This is a genomic window from Thioalkalivibrio nitratireducens DSM 14787, from assembly GCF_000321415.2.
Lineage (GTDB): Bacteria > Pseudomonadota > Gammaproteobacteria > Ectothiorhodospirales > Ectothiorhodospiraceae > Thioalkalivibrio > Thioalkalivibrio nitratireducens.
On the sequence record NC_019902.2, the window covers coordinates 1,706,581 to 1,730,041 of the forward strand.

A 23,461-nucleotide genomic window follows, 5' to 3' on the forward strand; every position below is an offset into this window, starting at 1 on the left:
AGCACCCGTCGATCGAGACGCGGGGTTTCAATCGAGGCCGGGACGGCACGGATCCCGGTGGCCGACCCGCCGCATCCGCATTCATGGCGACACGCTTCAACGAGGTGCCAACGATGACCCTTCTGACAAGCAGACTCCTGCCCCTGCTGCTGTGTGCACTGACCTTCACGCTGCCGGCGGCACAGGCACAAGAAACCCCCGAAGCGATGGAGATCGTGACCAGGGCCAACGCGGCTGCCTACTATGCCGGCAGGGACGGACGCGCCGATGCCCGCATGCAGATCCTGGATGCCCGCGGGCGGGAACAGGTACGCCAGTTCACGATGCTCAGGCGCAACGGGAAAGACGCCGAACAGCACTACCTGTTGGTGTTCAGCCGGCCGTCCGACGTGCGCGGAACCGCCTTTCTGGTGCACAAGCGCCCCGGTGCCGACGACGACCGCTGGCTGTACCTGCCGGGGCTCGACCTGGTGCGGCGGATCGCTCCGGGGGACAAGCGCACGAGCTTCGTGGGTTCCCACTTCTTCTACGAGGACGTATCCGGCAGGCACCTGGAGGACGATCGCCACAGCGTGCAGGCGACCACCGACGGGCAGTTCGTGATCCGTAGCACGCCGCGGGACCCGCGCTCGGTCGAATTCGCCGCGTACACCACGTGGATCGACCGGGATAACTGGCTGCCAATGCGCGCCGAGTACGAAAAGCCCGACGGCACCGTCTACCGGCGCATGGAGGTGCTGGAGGTCGAGACGATCGATCGATACCCCACCGCCACACGCATGCGCATGTCCGATCTCGACAGCGGCGGACACACGATCGCCGAGATGCGTTTCATCGCCTACGACCTCGATATCCCGGACGGCGTGTTCACCGAACGCTCGCTGCGCAACCCGCCCCGGCAGTGGCTGCAGCGGCCCGGCGAATAGGACGGCCACGATGCGGGCACAGCCAGCCGCCGTCGCAGCAATCGGTCTTGCCCTCGCCGCGTCCGGCGCGCTGGCCTGGGACGACGATCCCTGGGGCGATGAAACCGTCTCGCCCTGGGAAGTCCACGGGTTCGTCGAAGCCGCCGGGGGACTGCGCACGCGCGACCAGCCGCTGATCTCGGGCGACGCCTCGCTCGGGGAACTGCGCCTGCAGCTCGAGGCGCTGTACCACGGCGATACCGCCACCTGGCGCTTCAAGGCCGACGCAATCGCCGATGCGGTGGAAGAACGCCTGGACGGCGACCTGCGCGAGGCCAGCGTGAGCCTGCCCTTGGGCACTCGGGCCGATCTGCGCCTGGGACGGCAGGTGCTGACCTGGGGTACCGGCGACCTGCTGTTCCTGAACGACCTGTTTCCGAAGGACTGGCCGTCGTTCCTGATCGGGCGGGACGACGAGTATCTCAAGGCGCCCAGCGACGCGCTGCGGCTGAACTGGTTCGGCGATCGTGCCAACCTGGACGCAGTGTGGGCCCCGGTATTCACCTCGGACCGCTTCGTCGACGGCAAGCGCGTGACCTTCTTCGACCCCGCCCGTGGCGAGCGAGTCGCGGCGCCGCCCCGACTCCGGGCCGACGCGCCGCCGCGCACGTTCGAGAACGGCGAGATCGCGCTGCGCCTGCACGGGCTGATAGGACCCACCGAGTGGGCGCTGTACGGTTACCGCGGCTTCTTCGGGCAGCCGACCGCGTTCGACCCCGAAACCGGCCGCCCGACGTTTGCGCGCCTCGATGCCTACGGCGCCAGCCTGCGCGGTCCGCTCGCCGGAGGACTCTACAACCTGGAACTGGCGTGGTACGACTCGGTGGACGACCGCAGCGGCGACAATCCAAACCTTCCCAATTCCGAGCTGCGCCTGCTGGCGGGCTACGAGCGCGAGCTGGTAACCCACCTGACGCTCGGCGGCCAGTATTACCTGGAGTGGCTACAGAACCACGACCGCTTGCGCGCGGTTTGGCCCTTCGACGCGGACCTCGCTCCGGACGAGTACCGCCACCTGTTCACGCTGCGTCTGACCTACCGCATGCTCCAGGACAATCTCGTGCTGTCGCTGATGAACTTCTACTCGCCGAGCGACGAAGACTACTTCCTGCGGCCCACGATCGAGTACCGCTACAGCGACCGCCTGCGCCTGAGCGGCGGCGCCAACCTGTTCGGCGGCTCCGAGCCGCAGAGCTTCTACGGCCAGTTTCGGGATGACTCTTCGCTGTTCGTCCGGGCGCGCTACAGCTTCTGAGGCATTTCATGCGGTAGGTTGCCCTATGTTCCAATCGTCGTTCTTTTGTGAGTCCATGCGGCATTGGAGACAGGTGGCCGAACTCCAGTAGTGGGGCAAGCCGTGGCAAGCGCACCCCCCGGCTGCTGACGCCCCCCCCCCGGACGCGGCAGTGGAACGGACTCACCTCGATCACGTTCTTTTTTGCGCGACGCACCAATGTTCTTTAGAATTTGCTGATCAACGTACCGGCATACGGTCTGTGGTGATCCGCGAATGAATGCAATCGAGCCATCGTCGAAAACGCAGCTGTTCACGCACTTTGCCCGGGTGGCCAAGGCGTTGGCGAGCCCGGTGCGCCTGGAGCTCCTCGAAGCGCTTGCGCAGAGCGAGCATAGCGTGGACGAACTGGCGCGCGCCGCCGGTGTGCCAATGGCGAACGCCTCGCACCATCTGCAGGTGCTGCGCGACGGCGGCCTGGTCCGATCGCGCCGCGACGGCGTACAGGTCATCTATTCGCTGAGCGACGAGACCGAGATCACGCAGGTGATCGCGGGCATCCGCCGCATCGCGGAAGCGCAGCTCGCCGAAGTGGACCGGATTGTCCGAGAGGCCTTCACCAGCCGGGATACCGTGACACCGATGGATCCGCGCGAGGTGATGAAGCTCGCACGCCGCGGCGAGGTGACCGTGATCGACGTGCGCCCGCGGGACGAGTTCCATTCCGGCCACATCAAGGGTGCGATCAACATCCCGCTCGAAGAACTGGGGCAACATCTGGCCGAACTGCCCCGGGACCGCGAGATCGTCACATATTGCCGTGGTCCCTACTGCGTGCTGTCCTTTGACGCGGTCGAGGAGCTGCGGCGGCACGGGTTTCGCGCGCGCAGGCTCGAGGCCGGCTATCCCGAGTGGAGAGCAGCCCGCCTGCCGGTCGCCCGGGCGACACGTTAGGCGGCTACGGCAGGCGCGGTCGCGGTGGATGCATCGGCCGACCTGATTATCACGAAACCTCCTCAGCCAGTGCGATACCTCCCCGCGTCGGTCGTCATTGCGAGCGAAGCGCGGCACTAATGCGCGCAGCGCATTGAACAGCCGAAGGCTGGCCCGCAGGGTGAGCGCAGCGAATAATCCAGGCGGCGCGGGGCAGACCATCGCCCTCTGGATCGCCACGTCGCTTCGCTCCTCGCGATGACGCTGGTTTCGAAGATGGCCCAATCCAGCTTGCGGAGCTTCCATGATAATCAGGTCGGTCGATCCCGTAGCGTACGACGCCTGGTATCAAACCGATCGAGGCCGGTGGATCGCCGGGCTCGAACTGCGGCTGTTGCGGCGGTGCCTACCGCGGCGCTCGCTGGGACCGCTGCGACGAGGCCCGCCGCTGGTTTGCCGCACTGCCCGGCGTTGGCCCCGTGGCATGCCGATGGGCGGTTTTCGACCCCGCCTGTTGATCCCAAGGCCAGGATCATCGAGCGCCTGCTTCCCGCGTCCGTTCCGGTGGGCGGCTTTCCCGCGGTCGCCGCCCATCCGGTGGGCGTGGAAGTCCGCGCGGGTGCCCCTGTTGGCGGTCGGTAGACACCGGTAGGGCGGAAGAGCGCAGCGTCATCCGCCGCGCGAAGTCCGGTTGGCCACGAGGGTCGGAACTCGATTCGACGTCGGAACGGCGGATGACGGCCTGCGGCCTCTTCCGCCCTTGTATGTTCGGCGCCACAACGGCTGATGACGGCCTCTTCCGCCGCGTGTGAGCCGTTTCCGCGTGGGGGCCCGCTCAGCGATCGGTGGGAGTCGGGGAACATTGTCGCCATTCGCATCCGTGGACTTGACGGGCCCGGCCGCTCCGGTTACGGTCAAATCCTCGTTTGATAAAAGTCCTATTGGCAATCCATCGAGGAAAGCGATGATGGTGGAATGGTTTCTGGAGCAGGAGCCGGTCGTGCGGCTGGGCTTCCTGCTTGGCGTGGTCGGGATCATGGCGTTGTGGGAAATCCTGGCACCGCGGCGTGCGCTGACCGTGGGCAAGGCCTATCGCTGGGTGAACAACTGGGGGGTCGTGATCACGAACACGGTGCTCACGCGCCTGATTTTCCCGGCCGGCGCGGTCGGCCTCGCGTTCTTCGTCGAAAGCCAGGGCTGGGGGCTGCTGCAGGTGCTCGACCTGCCCTTTTGGCTCACCGTGCTGATCGCGCTGGTGGTTCTCGACTTCGCGATCTGGGCGCAGCACGTAATGTTCCACGCCGTGCCCGCATTGTGGCGGCTGCACCGCATGCACCACGCCGACCTGGACTTCGATCTGACCACCGGCCTGCGCTTCCACCCGATCGAGATCCTGCTGTCGTTCGTGATCAAGGCCGGTGTGATCGTGATGATCGGGGCCCCGGCAATCGCAGTGCTGATCTTCGAGGTGATCCTGAGTTCGCTGGCGCTGTTCAACCACTCGAACGTGCGCATGCCCATCGGGATCGACCGGGTGCTGCGGTGGTTCATCGTGACCCCGGATTTCCACCGCGTACACCATTCCTGGTACCCGCACGAGACCAATTCCAACTTCGGCTTCAACCTGTCGCTCTGGGACCGGCTGCTCGGCACGTACCGCGCCCAGCCGCAGGACGGCCACGAGGGCATGACCATCGGCATCAACCTGTTCCGCGACCCCCAATGGGAGCGCCTCGACAAGATGCTGGTGCAACCCTTCACCGGCCCGGCCGACAGCTACCCGATCAACCGTCGACCGGAAGGCGAGGCCAAGAACTGGCCCCGCCCGGATGAGCATTCCGGCACGAAGCCGGGGGCGGCTCGATGAAAACCTGGCCCTGGTTCCGGATCGCACTCGGCGCGTTGCTGCTGGCGGCGATCGCGCTCGCGGTCACGTTCCGCGACCGCCTGGACCCGGCCGCGCTGGAGACCTGGATCGCCGGCTTCGGCATCACCGCGCCGGTGGTGTTCGTCGCCGTATACGCGCTGGCCTCGGTGCTGTTCCTGCCGGGCATGGTGATGACGCTCGCCGGCGGCGCGCTGTTCGGGCCGGTCTGGGGCACGCTGATCAACCTCCTTGGCGCGACGCTGGGTGCCATGGCTGCGTTCCTGGTCGCGCGCTACCTGGGCGCCGACTGGGTGTCGCGCCGGCTCGGCGGACGCCTGAAGGAACTGGTCGCCGGGGTCGAGGCCGAGGGCTGGCGTTTCGTCGCCTTTGTCCGCCTCGTCCCGCTGTTCCCCTACAACCTGCTGAACTACGCGCTGGGGCTGACCCGTATCCGGCTGCTCGCCTACATCGTGGCGACCTTCGTGTTCATGGCCCCGGGAGCGTTCGCGTATACCTACGTGGGTTACGCCGGGCGCCAGGCCGTCGCCGGCGGGGAGGCCGCGATCCAGACCGGTCTGATCGCGCTCGCGCTGCTCGCCGCGGTGGCTTTCATTCCGAGGCTGGTGAAGCGCGTGCGCGGAGCGGCGTCGTGGATCAGCGCGCCGCAACTGGCCGCCCAGCTGGCTGGAGACAACCCGCCGGTGGTCGTCGACGTCCGCAGCCCGAAGGAGTTTCGCGGTGAACTCGGGTGCATCGACGGCGCGCTGAACCTGCCGCTCGACGAACTGGAATCGCGCCTGCACGAACTCCCCGCCGATCGCCCGCTCGCGCTGGTCTGTCATACCGACCGGCGCTCCCGCACCGCCGCGAGGCTGCTGCAGGGACGCGGCTACACGCAGGTCGCAGTCGTCCGCAAGGGCATGACGGCGTGGCGTCGTTGATCCGGTGGGCGCAGCATCCCGTGTTCCCTGGAATATCGGGTGCCGGCCGACCGTTTGCCACCATCGAGCAAGAGCGCGGCAGCAGATCCGTGTTCGCAGGATGCCAGGGTACCGGTACCCAGGGAACGACCTGAACAGAGAACCAAGCTGTAGGGCGGAAGAGCGCAGAGACTGTGAAAGTATTCGCCCCGAGTCTCGGTTCGGGGGTGGGGGCTTGGTAGAATTGGCGCACGCTGTGATGCCCCCCCCACGTGCATGGGGCGATTGAGGAAAGCCGATGCTGAGCGAGCCTGAGTCTGCACCACCGGAAGCGTTGACCCTGTGGCCGTCCCCGGAGGACGGTGGACCCCCGGCGGCGGCCGGTCCGGAGCCGCGCCCGCCGTTGCCCCGGTCGCGGCGGTACAAGGAAGGGCCGTCGGGAGAGCAGCCGCTGCTGCTGCCGGCGTGCGTGGACGACTACGTGGCGGCGAACCATCCGGTGCGGGCGATCGCGGCCTACGTGGAGATGCTGGACCTGGAGCGGTTGGGCTTTCGGCATGCCGGGGTGCGCTCACGGTGGGCAGCCGGCGTACGCGCCCGGCGATCTGCTGAAGTTGTATCTCTATGGCTATCAGGAGCGGGTGCATTCCAGCCGGCGTCTGGAGGCCGAGTGCCGCCGCAACCTCGAGGTGATGTGGTTGCTGAACGGGCGTGCGGCCCAAAACGTATCACACGATCGCTGATTTTCGTAAGAACAACGCCGCGGCACTGAAGGCGGCGAACCGGGAGTTTGTGCTGCTGTGCCGGGAGCTGGGGCTGATCAGCGGGACCCGGGTGGGGGTGGACGGGAGCTTCTTCCACGGCAATGCGAGTGCCGCCAGCGTCAAGACCAAGAAGCAGTTGGAAGCGGAGCTGGCCGCACTGGAACAGGACATCGACGGCTACTTGGCAGCGCTGGAGCGAGGGGACGCCGACGCAGCGGCGGCCGAAGCGACAACGGTCAGCGCGCAGCAGCTTGCGGATCTGCAGGCGCGCGCGCAGCGCCGGCGAGAGCAACTCGAGGAGTTGGCCCGGACCGGCGAGACCCAGATCTCGCGGACCGATCCGGACGCCCGGCGCCTGAGCAAGAACGGGCAGAAAGTGACCGGCTACAACGTGCAGAGCGCGGTCGATGACCAGCACCACCTGATCCTGACCCACGAGGTCACCAACGCCGGAAACGACCTGGGCCAACTGGTGCCGATGGCGGAACAGGCCCGGCAGATGCTGCTCGATGGGCAGACCACGGAAGCCGCACAGCCGCTCGAGGTGTTGGCGGATGCCGGTTATTTCACCGAGTCCGACATCGCGGCCTGCGCGTCGCGGGGCATCGTGCCGTATGTGCCGGTTCCGGAGAAGACCGGTGCGGCCGAGCGGGCCGGCCGTCTGAGCGCCCGGGAGTTTGTCTACGACGCCGAGCAGGACCGGTACCGCTGTCCGGGTGGGGAAGCCCTGCATCCGTACGGCCAGCCGGATACCCGTAACGGCGTGAACTACCGGCGCTATCGCAGCCGCGCGTCGGTCTGCCAGTCCTGTCCTCTGAAGGCGCAGTGCCTGCCGCCGGCCGGCAAGCGTCGGGAGATTCTCCGCTCCGAGCCACGCCCGAGGCGGTGGAGCGGCATCGGGAACGGATGGCGGCGGCGCCGCAGGGTGATGCGCCAGCGCGCGGCGCTCTGCGTAACACCCGTTCGGAACCCTGAAGCGCTGGCTGGGGTGGGACCACTTCCTGGTACGGGGGTTTGACAAGGTGCGCGGTGAGATGGCGATGATCGTGCACAGTTACAACTTCCGCCGCGTGCTCAGCATCCTGGGGTTGCGGCCTTCATCGCCTACTGCCAGGCGCGGGGCGTTGCGCGCGGCTTTCTTGCGGCTTGGTACGGGCTCCTCGAGCGCCTCTGCCAGCCGTTCTGGGGTCGCGATGACCCGTGGCCCATGGCCGGGACCGTTAGCGGCTCGCACCGTCCACGCGCGGCTCCGTTCGTCCCAGTGCGTTTCACGCCTGCTCCCTAGCATCGGTGCCCATTCTTTCACGGTCTCGCAGCGTCATCCGCCATGCGGCGTTTGCAAGCTCAGGAGCGTGCGGCCACCCCGGGCGCTGGTCGGCGGATGACGGCGTTCCGCCATTTCCGCCCTTCGTTTGTCTCATCGTCAGGCGTCGCCCCGGGCCTTGGCTGTCAACCTCGGACCGCAGGCGCACCACGGTCCGCCCTGGATGGAGAGAATCGTGACTGAAGCCTCGCTCCCTGAAGCGCCGGATGCCGACCGGGTCCAGGCGCGTATCGTCGAACTGCGGGAGGCCCTGTCGGGAACCATCGTCGGCCAGCAGGCGCTGCTCGACCGTCTGGTCATCGGCCTGCTTGTGCGCCGGGCACGTTCTCGTCGAGGGACCGCCCGGCCTGGCCAAGACAACGGCGGTCAAGACGCTGGCCGCGGGCGTGCACGCGGGGTTCAAGCGCATCCAGTTCACGCCCGACCTGCTCCCGGGCGATCTGACCGGCACCGACGTCTTCGACGCCGCCCATCACTCGTTCCGCTTCATCCCCGGACCGCTGTTCAACGAGATCGTGCTCGCCGGCGAGATCAACCGCGCCCCGGCCAAGGTGCAGTCGGCGCTGCTCGAGGCGATGCAGGAGCGACAGGTCACCGTCGGCAGCGAGACGCGCCCGCTGCCGAAGCCGTTCATGCTCATGGCCACACAGAACCCGCTGGATCAGGCCGGCACCTACCCGCTCCCGCAGGCACAGCTCGACCGCTTCATGCTGCACGTGCTGATCGACTACCCGTCAGAAGACCAAGAACTCGAGATCCTGCGCCGCGACCGCGCGGCCCATCGGAGCCCGGCATCGGCCCGACAGGATCCGAGTGTCGATGTCGCCGCTGATCGAGCAGTACGTGGTCGCGCTGGTGCGTGCCACGCGCGAGCCGGGATGCTCATCGCGCGGGCATCGAATTCCTGGAATGACCGGCAAGACGGGTCTATGGCGGTGGTACCGGCGCCTGGGCCAGCATGGCATTGCGCAGCAGGATCACCTGCGCGGCGATGCTGATGGCGATTTCCGCAGGCTTGTGGCTGTGGATGGGGAGACCGATTGGGGCGTAAAAATAGGGCGGGATGTTCTTCCCGTTCAATCCCAGATTTCCGAGAGTACGTTTCACTTTGCGGCGGCTGCCCAGGAGCCCAAGATACCGCATGGGTTTGCAAATGAGCTGGGCCAGCACATACTGGTCGAGATCATGGTCGTGGGTCATAATGAAAGCATGACAATTTCGGCCACCCGGAATCAAGGCGCCGGCGCGGTCGTAGCAGGCTACGAGCTTATTCCGGGCGAAGCGATTTTTCCGAAAGGTTTCGACGCCTTCCCGTTGCTCGATCACCGTAATGTGAAAATCCAGCATGGCCAGAACCCTCGACAGCGCCAGACCCACGTGGCCACCGCCAATGATGTAGGCAGTCCATAGTCCGGCGTTCTCCTCGTAACACCATTGGCTTCCGTTTCCAACGAAATGGGAATCTTCCGGAACATACGTGCCGGGTTCAAACGTCACGCCCGCCGGCGTCAGGCGCAAAACGCCGCGCTGCCCGTTCTCGAGGGCCGCCAGGATCCCCTCGGCTGCCGCCAGCAAACGGTTATCGCCCGGGTACAAGAGCGTGGTTTGGCATCCGCCGCAGAGCATGCCCGAAACGAAGCCGGCTTGTCCGCCATGGTGGTCATGGTGGTCATGGCGTACAAGGGTCGGGGCAGCAGCACCCGCCGCCATGACTTCCCGCGCGTGCTCGATCAGCGCTTGCTCCACGGCGCCGCCCCCGACGGTGCCGCAGACGGCGCTTTTGCTCACGATCATCTTCGCACCTGTGGTGCCGGGACTACTGCCCCGATGGTCGACCACAACGAGCAGCATGGCCGGTTTGCCTCGAGACAGAGTCTGTGCCAGGCAAGTCCAGAGGGTCTGGCTATCAGTCAAACAGCACCTCGCTCAATGCCCATCGTCGCAAAGTGTCATGAGGATCTTTTCCGGTGTCCAGGGGGCGTCGAAAGTCGGCTCCACGTCCGCCCGGAAGGCACGCACAGCGTTTAGCAGGGCGAAATAGGCGCCGATGCCGTACATGAAAGGCGGCTCGCCAATGGCTTTGGAATGGAACAGTCCCGACGGGTTGTCGGCGTTTTCCAGGAAATGCACAGTGATTTCCGGGGCGAACTGAATGTCCGGGATCTTGTAGGTGGTGAGGGTGTTAGTCAAGAGTCGACCCTCTGCGTCATGGCGGATCTCCTCCAGGGTCATCCAGCCGAGCCCTTGCACCACGCCGCCTTCCACTTGGCCGCGGTCGACCACGGGGTCGAGGCTCTGACCCACGTCGTGCACCACATTCACGCCTTCTACTTGATAGATTCCGCGCAGGCAGTCCAGACTCACCGTCACCGCTGCGACGCCAAATACGTGGTAGAGGAACGGTCGTCCCTTCTCCTGCTGGCGGTCGAAATAGATGTGAGGGGTTGCGTAATGGGCATGGGCGGAGAGAGCCACTCGCTGTGCATGGGTCTCGGTGATCAGGCTCAACCAGTCAAGCGCCGTGGGGGCGCCGCGACGATGCACCGTGCCTTGCCGCAAGCTGATGTCCGCTGCGTCGGCGTCGAGGAGCGTGGCGGCCACGCTTTTCAGCCGCTCGACGATGACCTCGCAGGCCAAGCGTGTGGCCTGCCCATTCATGTCGGCGTTGACGCTGGCGGCGGTGGGCGACATGTTGGCGATGCGGGTGGTATTGGTGCTTTCCACTTTCACCCGCTCCAGAGGTAGAGAAAACACCCGCGCCGCCACGCGCTGGATTTTGGTTTTGACTCCCTGGCCCATTTCCACGGCGCCGCAGGAGACGCTGACACTGCCGTCGGTATACACATGCACCAGGGCGCTGGCCTGGTTGAGAAAGGTGCTGGAGAAGGAAATTCCGAAACAAATGGGCATCAGGGCGAAGCCCTTTTTTACCCAGTGACTGCCGGCATTGAAGCGGTCGACAGCGGCGCGCTGACGTTCCAGCTGGCACCGACGTTCCAGTTCGTGCCAGCAGGTCATGGAGCGGGCGTTTGCCACCGCCATTCCGTAGGGCAGCACATGGCCTTCGTTCAGCAGATTGCGGTGCTGGATCACCGCCGGATCGAGGCCCATGCGGACGGCCGCCTGGTAAAGGGCGGCTTCCATGACAAACATGGCCTGAGGAGCGCCGAAACCTCGGAATGCCGTATTGGGCGGCAGATGGGTAAGGCAACTGGCACCATGGGCGGTGACATTAGGAATGTGGTAGGCGTTGGTGACGTGGAGTAGGCTGCGTTCCAGGATGGCGGTGGAAAGGTCGGCATAAGCTCCGGCGTTTTGGTAGAAACGCACCTGGTAAGCGACTATCACGCCATCGCGGGTCAGGCCAATCTTGAAATCGGACGAATAGGGGTGGCGCTTACCCGTGCGGGTCATGTCCTCCCGGCGATCAAGGACCAGTTTCACCGGCCGTTGCAAGCGGTCCGCCGCCAACGCCGCCATCACCGCCCAACCGGTGGCTTGATCCTCTTTGCCGCCGAAGCCGCCGCCCAACCGGAGCACGTCCACTTCCACCCGGTTCATGGGGCAGCCGAGGACCCGCGCCGCCGTCTTTTGTACCGCACCGGGCGACTGTGTGGCGGAAAACAGCCTGAGCTGGCCCTGCTCCACCGGTACGGCCAGCGCCGCCTGGGTCTCCAGGTAGACATGCTCCTGCGCGCCGGAGTCGGCACGGCCTTCGACAATGACATCGCACTGCGCCCACGCCGCTTCTGTGTCGCCTATGGCGAAACAGCGTTCCGGGGCGATCAGTGCGCCCTGACGATAGGCTTCCCTGGCGTCGAACAGGGCCGGAAAGACCTCGATATTGGGATCGACAGCCAGCGCCCCCAGCCGTGCGGCCTCCGCGGAGGTGGCCACCACCAAGGCCAAGGGCTGGCCCACATAGGTCACTTCGGTGTCGGCCAGCAGCGGCTCGTCCGGGATGACGTTGCCGATCTGGTTCTCACCGGGAATGTCCCGGGCGGTGAATATCGCCAGCACACCGTCCACGGCCAAGGCGGCGGCGGTATCGATAGCCAGGACGCGGCCGTGAGCCACCGGGGAAGTGGCCACGGCAGCCTGAAGAAGCCCCGTCGGCGCGGGTATGTCGTCCACGAAGCGGCTTTCGCCGCGGGCATGGAGCGCGGAGTCGTCAAATCGGATCAAACCGCGACCTCGGTGCCGATGAACTTGATGAAATGGGCTGTGATGATCCGGCGCAGCAGAAGACGCTTGTAATCGGAAGAGCCGCGCACATCGGAAACGGGTGCGACCTCTCCCATGGCGGTATCGCACGCCAAGGCGAGGGTTTCTCTATCGGGGGACCGCCCTTTCAAGATCCGGCAGGTTTCGATCAAATATAGCGGATAAGGCGCGACGCCGCCGGCAGAGAGGTGAGCGACGGCGATGATGCCGTTGTCGATGTGCAGTTGCATAGCTGAATTGACGCTGGCAATGTCCAGATAGCGGCGCTTGCTGATTTTTTCGAAGCTGAAGACGGTGCCGGTGGGCGGCAGGCGAAAGCGCAGCGCTTCGATCCACTCCTTCTCCCCCATCGCAAGTTGCTTGTAGCCGCGGTAAAACGCCCGCAGTGGAAGCCATCGGTCCGCCCTCCCGTCGGTGAGCCGAAGCTCCGCATCCAGGGCCAGGAACAGTACCGCCATGTCGGCAATCGGCGAGGCATTCACTAAATTGCCGCCGACGGTGGCGAACTGGCGCACCGACTCGGAACAGACCTTGGCGAAATCCCGCGCCAGGTCGGTGAAGCAGCCCTGCAACACCGCGGAGAGGCGGATCTCCTCCGCACTCGTGGCGGCACCGATCAGGCACTGGCCGTTCTCCTCTCGGATGCGGTGGAGTTCGGGGCAATCGAAAGTAAGGTTGAGTCGCGCCTGTTCCAGCTCTGTCCCGCGCTGGACCCACAGGTCAGTGCCGCCGCCCACCCGCAGCGCGCCCGGTTGCGACGGTTCAGACAATGGCGGGATCCGGCCGAGCTGACCGGCCATTTGGGAGCAACAGGTAGGCAGAACGCGGGCATCGATGAGCACCGCGATCCGTTGTCTTGGGCTGAGGTGCGTCAGGGAGAACTGTGCGCTGATTTTCGCGGCTGCGCGCCGGATGCCGGCGTAGCCGGTGCAGCGGCAGAGATTGCCGCCGAGAAAAGTCCGGACCTGTTCCGTGTCCAGACGCGGTGCGTTGAGCAGGTAGGCGCTGAGGGCGATGACGAGGCCTGGCGTGCAAAACCCGCATTGAATGGCACCCTCCTCGACAAGGGCCTTTTGAACAGGCGTCAGCTCCGGCCGGTTCAGACCTTCCACTGTCAGCACATGCTTGCCATGCACTTCTCCGAGGGGCAACAGGCAGCTGTTGACGGGGCGATAGGTCAAGCCGTTGGCATCGAGGCTCCCCAACAAAACCAGACAGGTTCCGCAGTCTCCTTCGCGGCAACCCTCCTTGGCGGCGGTCAGGGAATGATCACGGCGCAAGTAATCGAGCAGCGGCCGCCCGATGGGGGCACGGGTGGAGACCGCATGGTCATTCAGAAAAAAGTCGATCACGTCTGGCTTCAGCCTCCAAGGGTGGGCCGGGAAACGATGGCGATGGCGCCAGCGCCTTCGACCGCCTCGGTCTGAACGTCCATGAGCAAAAGGCGGCGTTCCGTCAGTTCCATGGCATCCACCAGAAACTCCCGGATGGCGTGGGCCTGAGCCAAGACCCGTAATTCCACTTCTTCCACGATGATGCTTTTCTGCAATGCGGCCTCGACAAAGCGCAGGCGCTCCTCTTCGGCCCCTGCCCCCAGGGCGGAGCAGGGGCCGATCATTTCCTTGTAGAGATCGGGCAGATACTGTCGCTATTCAGCCCCCGTGACTTGCACGGCGTCGATGCGGTCGGGCCGCTGGTTTCGCAGCATGCGGCGGTACGTCTCCACGCGGATTCTGCGCCGCCGTGTGAAGCGGGTCAAAGCGAGAGTGTCCTCCTTGCGGTCGGCGATGCCGCGAATCTGCAGTTTCACAGCCGGTCGTTGGTTCAGGGTCTCGGCCATTCGGCCGAGTGTGGTTCGCGCCGCATCGTCCAGCGCCGACTACCCCCAGTGCGAACTCCACTGCGTCGAGTTTGGCGGAAGGTCCCGCCAGGCTGGCCAGCATCAAAACGAAGGCTCCCTGCAATGGGCAGTGGCATCGTGTTCGATCGCTGTCATGACAACAACCCGCACCGCGTGCGGCTGCCATGGCGTGAGCGGCGCACCCTGATGTTCAGCCCTGCGACGGTGCTAGCCTCGTTGCCGCCGGCTCCCTCCGGTCGACCCCCCGTCATGGGTGGCGCGCGAGCGCTTGACTCCCTCCCGCTGCCATCGGACACCGCCGGGATGGGTACGCTTCTCGTACAGGTCCGACGCATGCGCGACTGGCTGGCTACTGGGCGTCGCCTGCGCGCGCCGTTCGGAGAGACGTAACCGCATCTGACAACCGTCCATCCGGATTTGCCCCAAAGGGGTCGCAGGCGCACACCTGCCGCCCCTTTCTCTTTGCATCGACAGACACCCATGGAGGCGAAAGCCACGATGTCCGTCCCGGCCGCCTATCTGGGCGTGATCCTCATCTGGGCCACCACCTCGCTCGCCATTCAGTGGAGCGGCGACGGTCCCGGCTTCCTCTTCGGCGTGGCCGCACGCGCGGCCATCGGCGCCGTGCTGGCGCTGGCCATCGCACGTCTATCCAGGCTGCGTGTCTGGCGACGGGATGCCTTTGGCGTGTACATGGTGGTGGCCCTGGGGATTTACGGCGCGACGCTCAGCACCTACTGGGCCGCGCAGCAGATTCCGTGGGGCTGGATCTCGGTGATCTTCGGCTTCACACCCATCGCCACCAGCGCCATGGCCGCCCTTTGGCTCCCTGGTCAGGGGCTGACCCGCGTGCGCCTGGCGGGCGCCCTGCTGGGAGTGGGTGGACTTGCGGCAATCTTCAGCGGCGGGGCGGCCGCCGGAATTACCACCGTTGATCGCCGGGCTGGCCGTCTTTGAACTGGGGGATCCGGCGACTCCCCACCGCATCCGGCAGATCCCGAAGCGGGAGATCGCGCGCTGAGCTGACCGCCGCCGGGTCCCGTGGCCCGACAGCCCCCGGCTCGGGACCCAACAGGGGTCCGTGGCGACGGCGTGCATGTGGACAGGACGAACGGCAACGCACACAATCCCGCCAACAATTGCACCCTCGGTATCCGCTTCGCGACGCCGCCGGGCCCGCGGAGGGTGTCGGCGTGGTTCAGGTTCCACGAATGCGGTCGTGGTACCGTGCCCGGTACAGCAGTCGCTTGCGTGCCGGGTCCGGGTCGTCGTCGAAGGCGCTGCGGTCGTGCAGCACGTTGTTGCTGACCAGCCCCCAGCCGGGTTGCAGGGTGGCGCGAAAGATGTAAGGTGAATCGCCGGTGAGCAGCTCCTCGAGCCAGGCCACCGCGGCGCGGACTGCCGGGTCGTCCTTCCACACCACGTTGCGCTTGCGCATGGTGTAGCGCATGTGCAACCTGCCCTCGGCCGTCACCATGAAGACGGGGCCGGACCGGTCGGGCCGCAGTTCGACGCCGTCGACCACGTTCCTCGGGATCTGCATGGCGTCCTCCTGCATCAGCGCGCGCACGTGATCCGGATTGGTATCGCGCATCAGCAGATAGGCCATTTCGTGGTCCATCAGGGCGTTCTCACCGCCGTGCCGGGCCGGGCGCACACAGTGCAGAAGCAGGCCATGATCCTGCAGGTCCAGGCGGTTGTAATAGCCGTCGGTATGCCAGTGGATCGCGCGATCGGTATAGGGGATGTAGCGTGCATGCAGTGCGTCACTCTGCACGGTAAGCGAGGTCACGGCGTCCGCCCCGGCGCCGCGGTTGTGGTCCAGGTTGAACAGCCCGAACTGCTCACCGCAGCGACGCGGGATTTCGGTCCCCTCGGTCTCCTCCAATCGGCTCGCGTAGACGGCCATGTTGCTCTGGCGGCAGCGCCCGAGCAGTGCCTCGTGCTCGGCCGGGCTCAGGGCGCGCGGGTCTTCGACCTCGACCAGCAGATCCTCGATCCGGGTCGGCGCCGAGGCAAGCTTATGCTCGCGCCATGCCTGGTAGGCGTCGTGGTCGTCGAGGTCGAATGGATTCGGTCGCATCGGTGGTCTCCGGCCGGGTTTTGGACACCCCTGTATACCGCCTGTCCGGCGCCATGCGCATGATCGGGATCAAGTGATGGGCCGAGAAATCGGGCAGGTTTCTCTACTCCTGTTCCAACGAGGGTGTTTGCCCTTGCGGCAGCAGCCCATACTCTCAAGTCAGGGATCCGCGGTGTCGGCGGCTCCCGATCCGGGCAGGCTGGCCAGCGTGCTCCGGTCGATCAGCGCGACCGGAATGTTTCCGCTCAGGGGCTGCACTGACCGGTCGTCCTGCTCGTCGACGCGGTCCAGCACAAGCACCAGGCCCGCGTGGATCCGCCCATCGGCGTGGCCCCGCTGCCCCAGGATGCGTTCGATGCGTGCGCCGAACTGGCGCTGCCCGCGACGATGCAGTCGCGCACCTCAGCGTCGCGGTCGAGCGCCGCCCGGGATCACTTCCGGAATCGCCAATGCCTCGATCTGCTCGGTATCGAGGTGCAGCGGATCGACGCCGTGTGCTTGCTCGGACTGCGGGGTGGCGAAAGACGGGGGCATCCGGCACGTATGCGCCGCCGTTGGTCAAATTCGCTCTGTTTCCACGGGCGCGGATGAAGGAGACCAGCCCCTGGCCGATGGGATTTCGGACGCCAGGTCGCCGGGAGGGCGCGCCTCCTACCGGGAAGGCGATGCGGACGGTAGGCCCGATCCGGGTAACGGAACATCCTCGTAGATGGTGGACAGCGGCACTTCGAGTCCGAGGCAGGCGAGCGAAACGCCACCCTCGGTAATCCGGTGCACCTCCCAGCCGTCGCCGACGCGGCGGCGCAGCTCGGCCTCGACCCTGTCCTGCGACAGCAGCAGGTATTCCTGCAGCGTCGGGATGGCAGTGTAGGCGTACAGCTTCTCGCGCCGTTCGATGCGCTCGGTTGTTTCGGACAGCACTTCGACCACCAGGCAGGGCCGGGTACGGAAGTAGGTTTCGCGGTCCTCCGGGTCGCAGGACAGCAGCAGGTCCGGGTAGTAGAACGCGGTGTCCCCTGCGACCCGCACCCGCAATTTCATGTCGGCCATGAACAGTTGGCAGGGGGTCCCCCGCAGTCGGGGACGCAGCGCAGTAGCGAGATTGAGAGCGATCAGCCCGTGTCGATCGCTCGCGCCGACCATCGCGTACACCTCACCCCCCACGTACTCGTGGCGAATCTCGCTGACGAGTTCTCCGGCAAGATACTCGTCGACGCTCAACAGGGTTTTCGGTGCTGCTTCGACCATCGCTGGACCCCGGAATCGCTTCGTGTTTCATGGTAAACGGGAAACCGGTGCCGGTCACGATCGCCGTTCAGTCTGATAGCCTGACGCCCCATGATAACCAGCGCAAGAATCCAAAGGCATTGATCTGTGAGTCAAAGCGTAAACGGCCGGGATGCACGGGCAGAGCGCTGGAGCAGGGCCGGGTGCTGCCCGCGAAAAGTTGCTACGCTTCAACTCGTACGGGCTCGACGTTCAGCGGAGGCTTACATGGGACTGCCCCTGCGAGATTCCAGAAAGCACACCTACAGCGAGTACCTGACCTGGCCGGAGGACGTACGTTACGAGCTGATTGGCGGCGAAGCGTTTCTGATGGCACCAGCGCCGTCAGTAGACCACCAGCGACTCGTCGGGGATATCTTCCGCCAGATCGCCGATGCGCTCGACGGCCATCGCTGCGAGGTCTTCGTCGCACCGTTCGACGTGCGCCTGCCGGAAGCCGACGAGGCGGACGATGCCATCGACACGGTGGTGCAGCCCGACCTGACCGTCGTCTGCGATCCCGGAAAAATCGACCGGCGCGGCTGCCGTGGCGCGCCCGACTGGGTGATCGAAGTGCTCTCCCCGGCCACCGCCGCGCACGACCAGACCGTGAAGCTCAGCGCCTACGAGCGCGCCGGTGTGCCGGAATGCTGGGTCGTGCACCCGACCGACCGCACGGTGACGGTGTACCGCCTGACCGACGGGGCCTACGGGCGCCCCGACATTTCCGAACTGGCCGGCACCCTGCCCTGCCGGTCGGTCGGGATCGTCACCATCGACTGGGACCGGATGCCGCATCGCGGCGAAACCGACGCGGACCACTGACGTTCCCTGCAGAAGCCTCCTGCCTGTGCTGTCGGGTTTCCACCCCTGCGCGCACAGGATTGCGAATTGCCCCAGCGGGGCATAGGACGGTCAAGCCGGTATCCGGTTTGTCAGAAATCGCCTCAATTCAGACCGCAGAACCCGGTGGGACAGCCGGTTCCGGTGCTGCAGGCGGAGGCCGGGGCGGCGCCGCTTCCCTGGCTGCTGCTACGGATGATATTGCCGCCGGTGGCGAGACGCTGGACCGGCGCCTCTGCCGGAGTCTCGCCAAGATCGACTCCGGCCCGCGCACACAGTTCGCCCCAGGTGGAGAGGTTCTCACTCATTCGGTGGCTGACTTCCAGGACGCGCCCATTGGTGTCGCAACGATAGTCATAGGTCGGCATTGGATGTTTCCTCGTGTATCGTCGTTTGCTTATACACGGCAATTATAGGCCCGATCGCTGCACCGTTCGCAAGCCTGCGCGCCCCGATCGCGGCGACCTCGGCCGCCGCCGCCGCTCAGGATCCGGCCACGGCCTTTGTTCCCGAACCGGACAGGCTGGACTGGATGAACGTTTCGGCAGCGATCAGCATGCCGCCGAGCAATGCTTCCGGCACGCTGTCGCCGGCCTGGGCGAGTGCGAGGGCCTGCATCAGTACCGCGGCATCAGTGGGGTCGATCTGGCCCGACGGCAGCGCTTCCCCGTAGAGCCACACGCCGGCCTGCTGCGGAGTCGGCGCGTCGTTGCGACCGGTGCGCAGTGCGGCCGCGGCCAGTAGCGCGCCGAGCAGCAGGTCCAGCGCCGGACCCGCGGAACCCTGCTGGAGCAGGAGTCGCGCCGCCGCGAGGTTCTCGGTGGCCTTGCGCGCCAGCGGATGGACCGCGGGCCGCGCCGGCTTCGCTTCCTCCGGCGCGTACACGGGTTCGGCCCCGGCCAGCGGCGACGCGGCGCCGAGCCGGTGCAGGCTGGAAAGGGTACGGCGATCGATCAACGCAACCGGGATATCGCCGCTCAGCCCCGCGATCGCGCGATCGTCCTGTTCGTCGACATGGTCCAGCACCAATACCAGGCCCGCCTGTATTCCGCCGTCGGCCTGGCCACGCTGGCCGAGAATGCGCTCGATGCGCGCTCCGAACTCGCGCTGCATCGCGACAATGCAGTCGCGCACCGCAGCGTCGCGGTCCGGCTGGCCGGTGGCCGCGATCTCCCGTTCCGCCGCCGTTGCCGGCTGGGAAGCATCCGCCGCTGTCTCGGCCGCCACTTCCGCCCCTGGCTCCAGTTCCGGCGAAATCACTTCCGGCGTCTCGGCACCAGCGCCGGAGTCCGATCCGGAAGCGGGGGCGTCGTCGCGCTGCGTGTCCATCGCCACGAGATCCGACGCCAGAATTTCCGCCAGCCGTCGCGACACGCTGACCACCTCCTCGGTCGCCTCCGGGTCCACCACGTTGTCGAACAGCTGCCGTTTGCCCTCGACCAGTCCGAGCACGCGCTCCTCGTAGGAACCCGGCGCAACCAGCAGGATCGCCTGCACCTTCTGCTTCTGCCCGAGCCGGTGCACACGCGCGATGCGCTGGTCCAGCACGGCGGGATTCCAGGGGATGTCCAGGTTGATCAGCACCGCCGCATTCTGCAGGTTCAGGCCGACCCCGCCGGCATCGGTGGAAAGGAACACCTGTACCGCATCGTCCTCGCGGAAGCGGTCCATCAGCGCGCCACGCTTCTGCGTGGGCACGCCACCATGCAGGCGCACCGAGCCCAGCCCCAGCCGCCGGACGCGTTGCTCGGCCATCTCGGTCATCCGCTCCCACTGCGAAAAGACCACGGCCTTCAGCCCGGCCGAGCGACAGAGCTCGTCGAGCAGGGTTTCGAGTTCGTCGAGCTTCGGCGACCCATCGGTCTCCTTGTCGACCAGTCCGGCGGCGTCGCAGGCCATGCGCGCCTGTTGCAGCGCCGCCAGCATCCGGTTCTGTTCGGAAGGCGTCAGCGGCCGGCGACGCATGATCTGCGCAAGCTGGCCGGCGGCCTTCAGTGCGGCTTCGTGAATGCCTTCCTGCTCACCCGACATCGGCACGTCGATGCGCTGCACGATGCGCTCCGGCAACTGGTCGCGCACCAGCGAACGGTCGCGGCGCAGCATCACCGGACGCAGCCGGCGGCGCAGCTCGGACAGGTTGCGGTATCCCAACACCTTGCCGCGGTCGTCGGTCACGTGGAAGTCGACCAGGTAGCGCCACAGCGGGCCGAGCACGCGCGAATCGATCACCTGCATCAGGCTGTACAGATCCTCGAGCCGGTTCTCCAGCGGCGTACCGGTGAGCACGAAGGCGTAACGCGACTGGACCCGCTTGACCGCGCTCGCGATCTTGGTGCGCCAGTTCTTGATGCGCTGCGCCTCGTCGAGGATCAGCAGATCGGGGCGGAGCGTGTCGTTGATCACCGGCAGGTCACGCATCACCAGTTCGTAGTTCACCACATGGAACGGGCTCGGGTTGCGGTACTGCGCGCCGCGCGTGTCCACCGGCCCCTGCACCACCTGCGCTTCCAGACCGGTGAATTTCTCGATCTCGCGCGCCCACTGCAATTTCAGCGACGCGGGGCAGACCACCAGCACCCGTTCCACGCCGTCGTGCTGGCGCATCCAGTACGCCGAAGCGATCGCCTGCAAGGTCTTGCCGAGGCCCATGTCGTCGGCCAGCAGCGCACGGCCGCGGCCGGCCAGAAAAGCGACCCCTTCCGCCTGATACGGATGCAGCCGCGCGCGGATGCCGGGAAGATGACCGCCGCCGCTGTCGATACGCTCGCGGATTTCCGCCGCGCGCACCGCCCGCGCCGCGTCTTCCGCCAAGCGCCGCGCATGCGTCAGCGCGTCGTCGCCGAGATCGATATCGTCGCGGTCGCGAACGCGCTCGGCGAAACGCAGGAAGTCGTCGGGAACCCGTCGCGAAAACGCCCCGCCGGCGTCGAAGTGTTCGTCCAGCAAGGCTTCGAGATCGGCGGCCATCCCGGCGGCCCGGTGCAGGCGCAGCACCGGTGGATCATCGCATTCCCAGTCCAGATGCACGTAAGGCCTGGCCAGCGGCAGCGCCTTCAGCGTGTCATAGTCGGGGCGCTTGCGAATGCGGTGCAGCACGGCCTCGATGTGCTTGCAGGTGCCGAGCTGGTTGGTCGCGAAATCCGGGCAGGTGCAGTGATTCGCACGCCGCTCCAGCGAGCGGATATGCACCCGGTAGCGGGTCGGGAAATGGGTGCTGGACTGGATCGAGCGCGCCGACCAGAGGCCCTTCCCTGTCTCCCCGGCGGATTCGGTCAACGGTTGCACGCGCACCTCGGAACGCGCCTTCGCGATCCGCTCCGCACGCGCCTCCTGTGCCGCATCGGCCAGCTTCCCGGCCTCGCCCTGGCCCTGCGTGTAGGCGAACAAGGCCGCGATCGCGTGCACGCAGGGTGCGCCGAATCCGGTATCGTCCGGTCCCGCCCCCTGGCAGCCACAAAGGCTCCCCAGACTGCCATCGTCGCGGACCACGATCTCCAGCTCGAGCTTCTCGCCGGTCTGCTCGTCTTCGACCTGGGCCCAGAGGCTTTCGTCGGTGCGGTCGAGCGCCGTCACCCGCCGCTCGCTGCTGTGGCGCAACGCGGCCCGGATCACTTCCGGCAGTGCCAAAACCTCGATCTGTTCGGTATCGAGGCGCAGCGGATCGACAGCGGAGACTGGCTCGGGGTGCGGAACGGCGGTTGACGGGGGCATCGGGCTGGACATGAAGACTCCGGGATGGGCGACGGAAGGAGGATGCGCAGGACTTGCAACCCTGTTCGACCAAAGGCCAGCATTGTACCCGCCCGCAGCCATTACGTCGGACGGAAGAGCGCAGCGTCATCCGCCATCGGGCTCCGGGGCAGGAATAACGGTTGGGGCTTGCGCAGCGCCGATTGGCGCACCCAATCGGCACGTATGCGCCGCCGGTGGTCAAATTCGTTCCGCTCCCACGGGCGCGGATGAAGGAGACCAGCCCCTGGCCGATGGGATTTCCAGCGCCAGGTCGCCGGGAGGGCGCGCCCTCCTACCGGGAAGGCGATGCGGACGGTAGGCCCGATCCGGGTAGCGGAACGTCCTCGTAAATGGCGTCCAGCGGCACTTCGAGTCCGAGGCAGGTCAGCGAAACGTGACCCTCGGTGATCCGGTGTACCTCCCAGCCGTCGCCTGCGCGGCGGCGCAGCTCGGCCTCGACCCGGTCCTGCGACAGCAGCAGGTATTCCTGCAGCGTCGGGATGGCAGTGTAGGCGTACAGCTTCTCGCGCCGGTCGATGCGCTCGGTTGTTTCGGACAGCACTTCGACCACCAGGCAGGGCCGGGTACGGAAATAGGTCTCGCGGTCTTCCGGGTCGCAGGACAGCAGCAGGTCCGGGTAGTAGAACGCAGTGTCCCCTGCGACCCGCACCCGCAGTTTCATGTCGGCCATGAACAGTTGGCAGGGGGTCCCACGCAGCCGGGGACGCAGCGCCGCAAACAGGTTGCCCGCGATCAGCCCGTGCCGATCGCTCGCGCCGACCATCGCGTACACCTCACCCCCCACGTATTCGTGGCGAATCTCGCTGGCGAGTTCTCCGGCAAGATATTCGTTGACGCTCAACCGGGTTCTCGGTGCCGCTTCGACCATCGCTCGACTCCGGAATCGCTTCGTGCTTCATGGTAGACGGGAAACCGACCCCGTACCAAGGTGGGCTGCCGAGCGACGCGACATTTCCGACCTGACCGGCAGCCTGCCCTGCCGGTCGGCCGAGATCGTTACCCTCGACTGGGAGCGGATACCGCATCGCGCCGAGACCGACGCGGAGTCGCCACGATCCACAAATGCGTTCGGCCCCCGTCCGCATCCTCGTCGCCCCCCTGCCCAGGAAAATGCGTCATCGCGAGGAGCGAAGCGACGTGGCGATCCATAAGGCGGTGATTCAATTTGCGTCGTTTGGATTGCCGCGCTTCGCTCGCAATGACAATGACAGGCGCTTTCCTAACCCTCGCACTCGGATTTGGGAGGGGGGGACTGAACGGATACCGATCCACTGCATGGCGGTCGTAACATCGAGCATCGCAGCATGGTCCAGACCGATTCGGGCCGTGAATCGAGTTCCGAAGTGGCCACAAGGCGATCGCCTGCATGGAACCGAACACAGTGGTCGTGCAGCGGACGCAGGCTCCCAGGGCCGTGTGGCCTG

General features: G+C 66.2%; 22 protein-coding genes. 10 read left to right on the plus strand and 12 right to left on the minus strand.

Annotated features, from left to right (window positions below; genetic code table 11):
- Positions 1–113: 113 nt before the first annotated feature.
- The 8 genes from TVNIR_RS08025 to TVNIR_RS18995 all read left to right on the plus strand — a co-directional run bounded on the left by TVNIR_RS08025 (position 114) and on the right by TVNIR_RS18995 (position 9,005).
- Positions 114–926 (plus strand): outer membrane lipoprotein-sorting protein, encoded by an 813-nt coding sequence (locus TVNIR_RS08025; protein WP_043740402.1) that lies wholly within the window; start codon positions 114–116, stop codon positions 924–926.
- Between the two features lie 10 nt (positions 927–936).
- Positions 937–2,220 (plus strand): hypothetical protein, encoded by a 1,284-nt coding sequence (locus TVNIR_RS08030; RefSeq protein WP_015258498.1) that lies wholly within the window; start codon positions 937–939, stop codon positions 2,218–2,220.
- A gap of 255 nt (positions 2,221–2,475) precedes the next feature.
- Entirely contained in the window at positions 2,476–3,153 is a 678-nt protein-coding gene (locus tag TVNIR_RS08035) for an ArsR/SmtB family transcription factor (protein WP_015258499.1), read from the plus strand.
- A 946-nt stretch (positions 3,154–4,099) separates the two neighbouring features.
- Complete coding sequence (locus tag TVNIR_RS08040) at positions 4,100–4,999, plus strand: sterol desaturase family protein (RefSeq protein ID WP_015258500.1); 900 nt, start codon at positions 4,100–4,102, stop codon at positions 4,997–4,999.
- Positions 4,996–5,940 carry a VTT domain-containing protein gene (locus tag TVNIR_RS08045; protein ID WP_015258501.1) on the plus strand — a complete coding sequence of 315 codons (945 nt, stop codon included), beginning with the start codon at positions 4,996–4,998 and terminating at the stop codon, positions 5,938–5,940. The genes TVNIR_RS08040 and TVNIR_RS08045 overlap by 4 nt, the downstream gene beginning before the upstream one ends.
- Positions 5,941–6,476: 536 nt before the next feature.
- Positions 6,477–6,662 carry a transposase gene (locus TVNIR_RS20635; protein WP_237251779.1) on the plus strand — a complete coding sequence of 62 codons (186 nt, stop codon included), beginning with the start codon at positions 6,477–6,479 and terminating at the stop codon, positions 6,660–6,662.
- A complete protein-coding gene (locus TVNIR_RS20640) occupies positions 6,631–7,701 on the plus strand; it encodes a transposase (RefSeq protein WP_015258503.1) in 1,071 nt (356 codons plus the stop codon). The genes TVNIR_RS20635 and TVNIR_RS20640 overlap by 32 nt, the downstream gene beginning before the upstream one ends.
- Positions 7,702–8,315: 614 nt before the next feature.
- Positions 8,316–9,005, plus strand: coding sequence for an AAA family ATPase (locus TVNIR_RS18995; protein WP_015258504.1), 690 nt, complete (start codon positions 8,316–8,318; stop codon positions 9,003–9,005).
- On the opposite strand, the gene TVNIR_RS08060 is transcribed toward TVNIR_RS18995, so the two are convergent.
- From TVNIR_RS08060 to TVNIR_RS08080, 5 genes are read right to left on the minus strand one after another with little or no spacing between them, the layout of a single operon-like run.
- Positions 8,935–9,921, minus strand: coding sequence for an XdhC family protein (locus TVNIR_RS08060; protein ID WP_257720615.1), 987 nt, complete (start codon positions 9,919–9,921; stop codon positions 8,935–8,937). The genes TVNIR_RS18995 and TVNIR_RS08060 overlap by 71 nt on opposite strands.
- A gap of 12 nt (positions 9,922–9,933) precedes the next feature.
- Positions 9,934–12,192, minus strand: coding sequence for a xanthine dehydrogenase molybdopterin binding subunit (locus TVNIR_RS08065; RefSeq protein WP_015258505.1), 2,259 nt, complete (start codon positions 12,190–12,192; stop codon positions 9,934–9,936).
- Positions 12,189–13,583 carry an FAD binding domain-containing protein gene (locus tag TVNIR_RS08070; protein ID WP_015258506.1) on the minus strand — a complete coding sequence of 465 codons (1,395 nt, stop codon included), beginning with the start codon at positions 13,581–13,583 and terminating at the stop codon, positions 12,189–12,191. The genes TVNIR_RS08065 and TVNIR_RS08070 overlap by 4 nt, the downstream gene beginning before the upstream one ends.
- Positions 13,584–13,591: 8 nt before the next feature.
- On the minus strand, positions 13,592–13,849 hold the full coding sequence (locus tag TVNIR_RS08075; RefSeq protein WP_015258507.1) for a hypothetical protein: 258 nt from the start codon (positions 13,847–13,849) through the stop codon (positions 13,592–13,594).
- 30 nt (positions 13,850–13,879) lie between these two features.
- Positions 13,880–14,071: a hypothetical protein gene (locus TVNIR_RS08080; RefSeq protein ID WP_015258508.1), complete on the minus strand. Its 192-nt coding sequence runs from the start codon at positions 14,069–14,071 to the stop codon at positions 13,880–13,882.
- 501 nt (positions 14,072–14,572) lie between these two features.
- On the opposite strand from TVNIR_RS08080, the gene TVNIR_RS08085 reads away from it, so the two are divergent.
- Positions 14,573–15,049: an EamA family transporter gene (locus TVNIR_RS08085; protein WP_237251781.1), complete on the plus strand. Its 477-nt coding sequence runs from the start codon at positions 14,573–14,575 to the stop codon at positions 15,047–15,049.
- A 241-nt stretch (positions 15,050–15,290) separates the two neighbouring features.
- Here the strand turns inward: TVNIR_RS08085 and TVNIR_RS08090 are convergent, their stop codons facing one another.
- The 4 genes from TVNIR_RS08090 to TVNIR_RS08100 all read right to left on the minus strand — a co-directional run bounded on the left by TVNIR_RS08090 (position 15,291) and on the right by TVNIR_RS08100 (position 17,423).
- Positions 15,291–16,175 carry a TauD/TfdA family dioxygenase gene (locus TVNIR_RS08090; RefSeq protein ID WP_015258510.1) on the minus strand — a complete coding sequence of 295 codons (885 nt, stop codon included), beginning with the start codon at positions 16,173–16,175 and terminating at the stop codon, positions 15,291–15,293.
- A 159-nt stretch (positions 16,176–16,334) separates the two neighbouring features.
- Positions 16,335–16,475, minus strand: coding sequence for a hypothetical protein (locus tag TVNIR_RS20645; RefSeq protein ID WP_015258511.1), 141 nt, complete (start codon positions 16,473–16,475; stop codon positions 16,335–16,337).
- Positions 16,476–16,577: 102 nt separating this feature from the next.
- Positions 16,578–16,709: a hypothetical protein gene (locus tag TVNIR_RS21035; RefSeq protein ID WP_015258512.1), complete on the minus strand. Its 132-nt coding sequence runs from the start codon at positions 16,707–16,709 to the stop codon at positions 16,578–16,580.
- A gap of 117 nt (positions 16,710–16,826) precedes the next feature.
- A complete protein-coding gene (locus TVNIR_RS08100; RefSeq protein WP_015258513.1) occupies positions 16,827–17,423 on the minus strand; it encodes a Uma2 family endonuclease in 597 nt (198 codons plus the stop codon).
- Positions 17,424–17,669: 246 nt separating this feature from the next.
- Here TVNIR_RS08100 and TVNIR_RS08105 point away from each other — a divergent pair, with 246 nt between their 5' ends.
- On the plus strand, positions 17,670–18,266 hold the full coding sequence (locus TVNIR_RS08105) for a Uma2 family endonuclease (protein WP_015258514.1): 597 nt from the start codon (positions 17,670–17,672) through the stop codon (positions 18,264–18,266).
- Positions 18,267–18,388: 122 nt separating this feature from the next.
- Here TVNIR_RS08105 and TVNIR_RS08110 read toward each other — a convergent pair whose 3' ends face one another.
- The 3 genes from TVNIR_RS08110 to TVNIR_RS08120 form a co-directional block, all read right to left on the minus strand.
- On the minus strand, positions 18,389–18,652 hold the full coding sequence (locus tag TVNIR_RS08110) for an FmdB family zinc ribbon protein (protein WP_043739524.1): 264 nt from the start codon (positions 18,650–18,652) through the stop codon (positions 18,389–18,391).
- A 115-nt stretch (positions 18,653–18,767) separates the two neighbouring features.
- Positions 18,768–22,007 (minus strand): DEAD/DEAH box helicase, encoded by a 3,240-nt coding sequence (locus TVNIR_RS08115; protein ID WP_015258516.1) that lies wholly within the window; start codon positions 22,005–22,007, stop codon positions 18,768–18,770.
- 301 nt (positions 22,008–22,308) lie between these two features.
- Complete coding sequence (locus TVNIR_RS08120; RefSeq protein WP_015258517.1) at positions 22,309–22,905, minus strand: Uma2 family endonuclease; 597 nt, start codon at positions 22,903–22,905, stop codon at positions 22,309–22,311.
- Between the last annotated feature and the right edge of the window lie 556 nt (positions 22,906–23,461).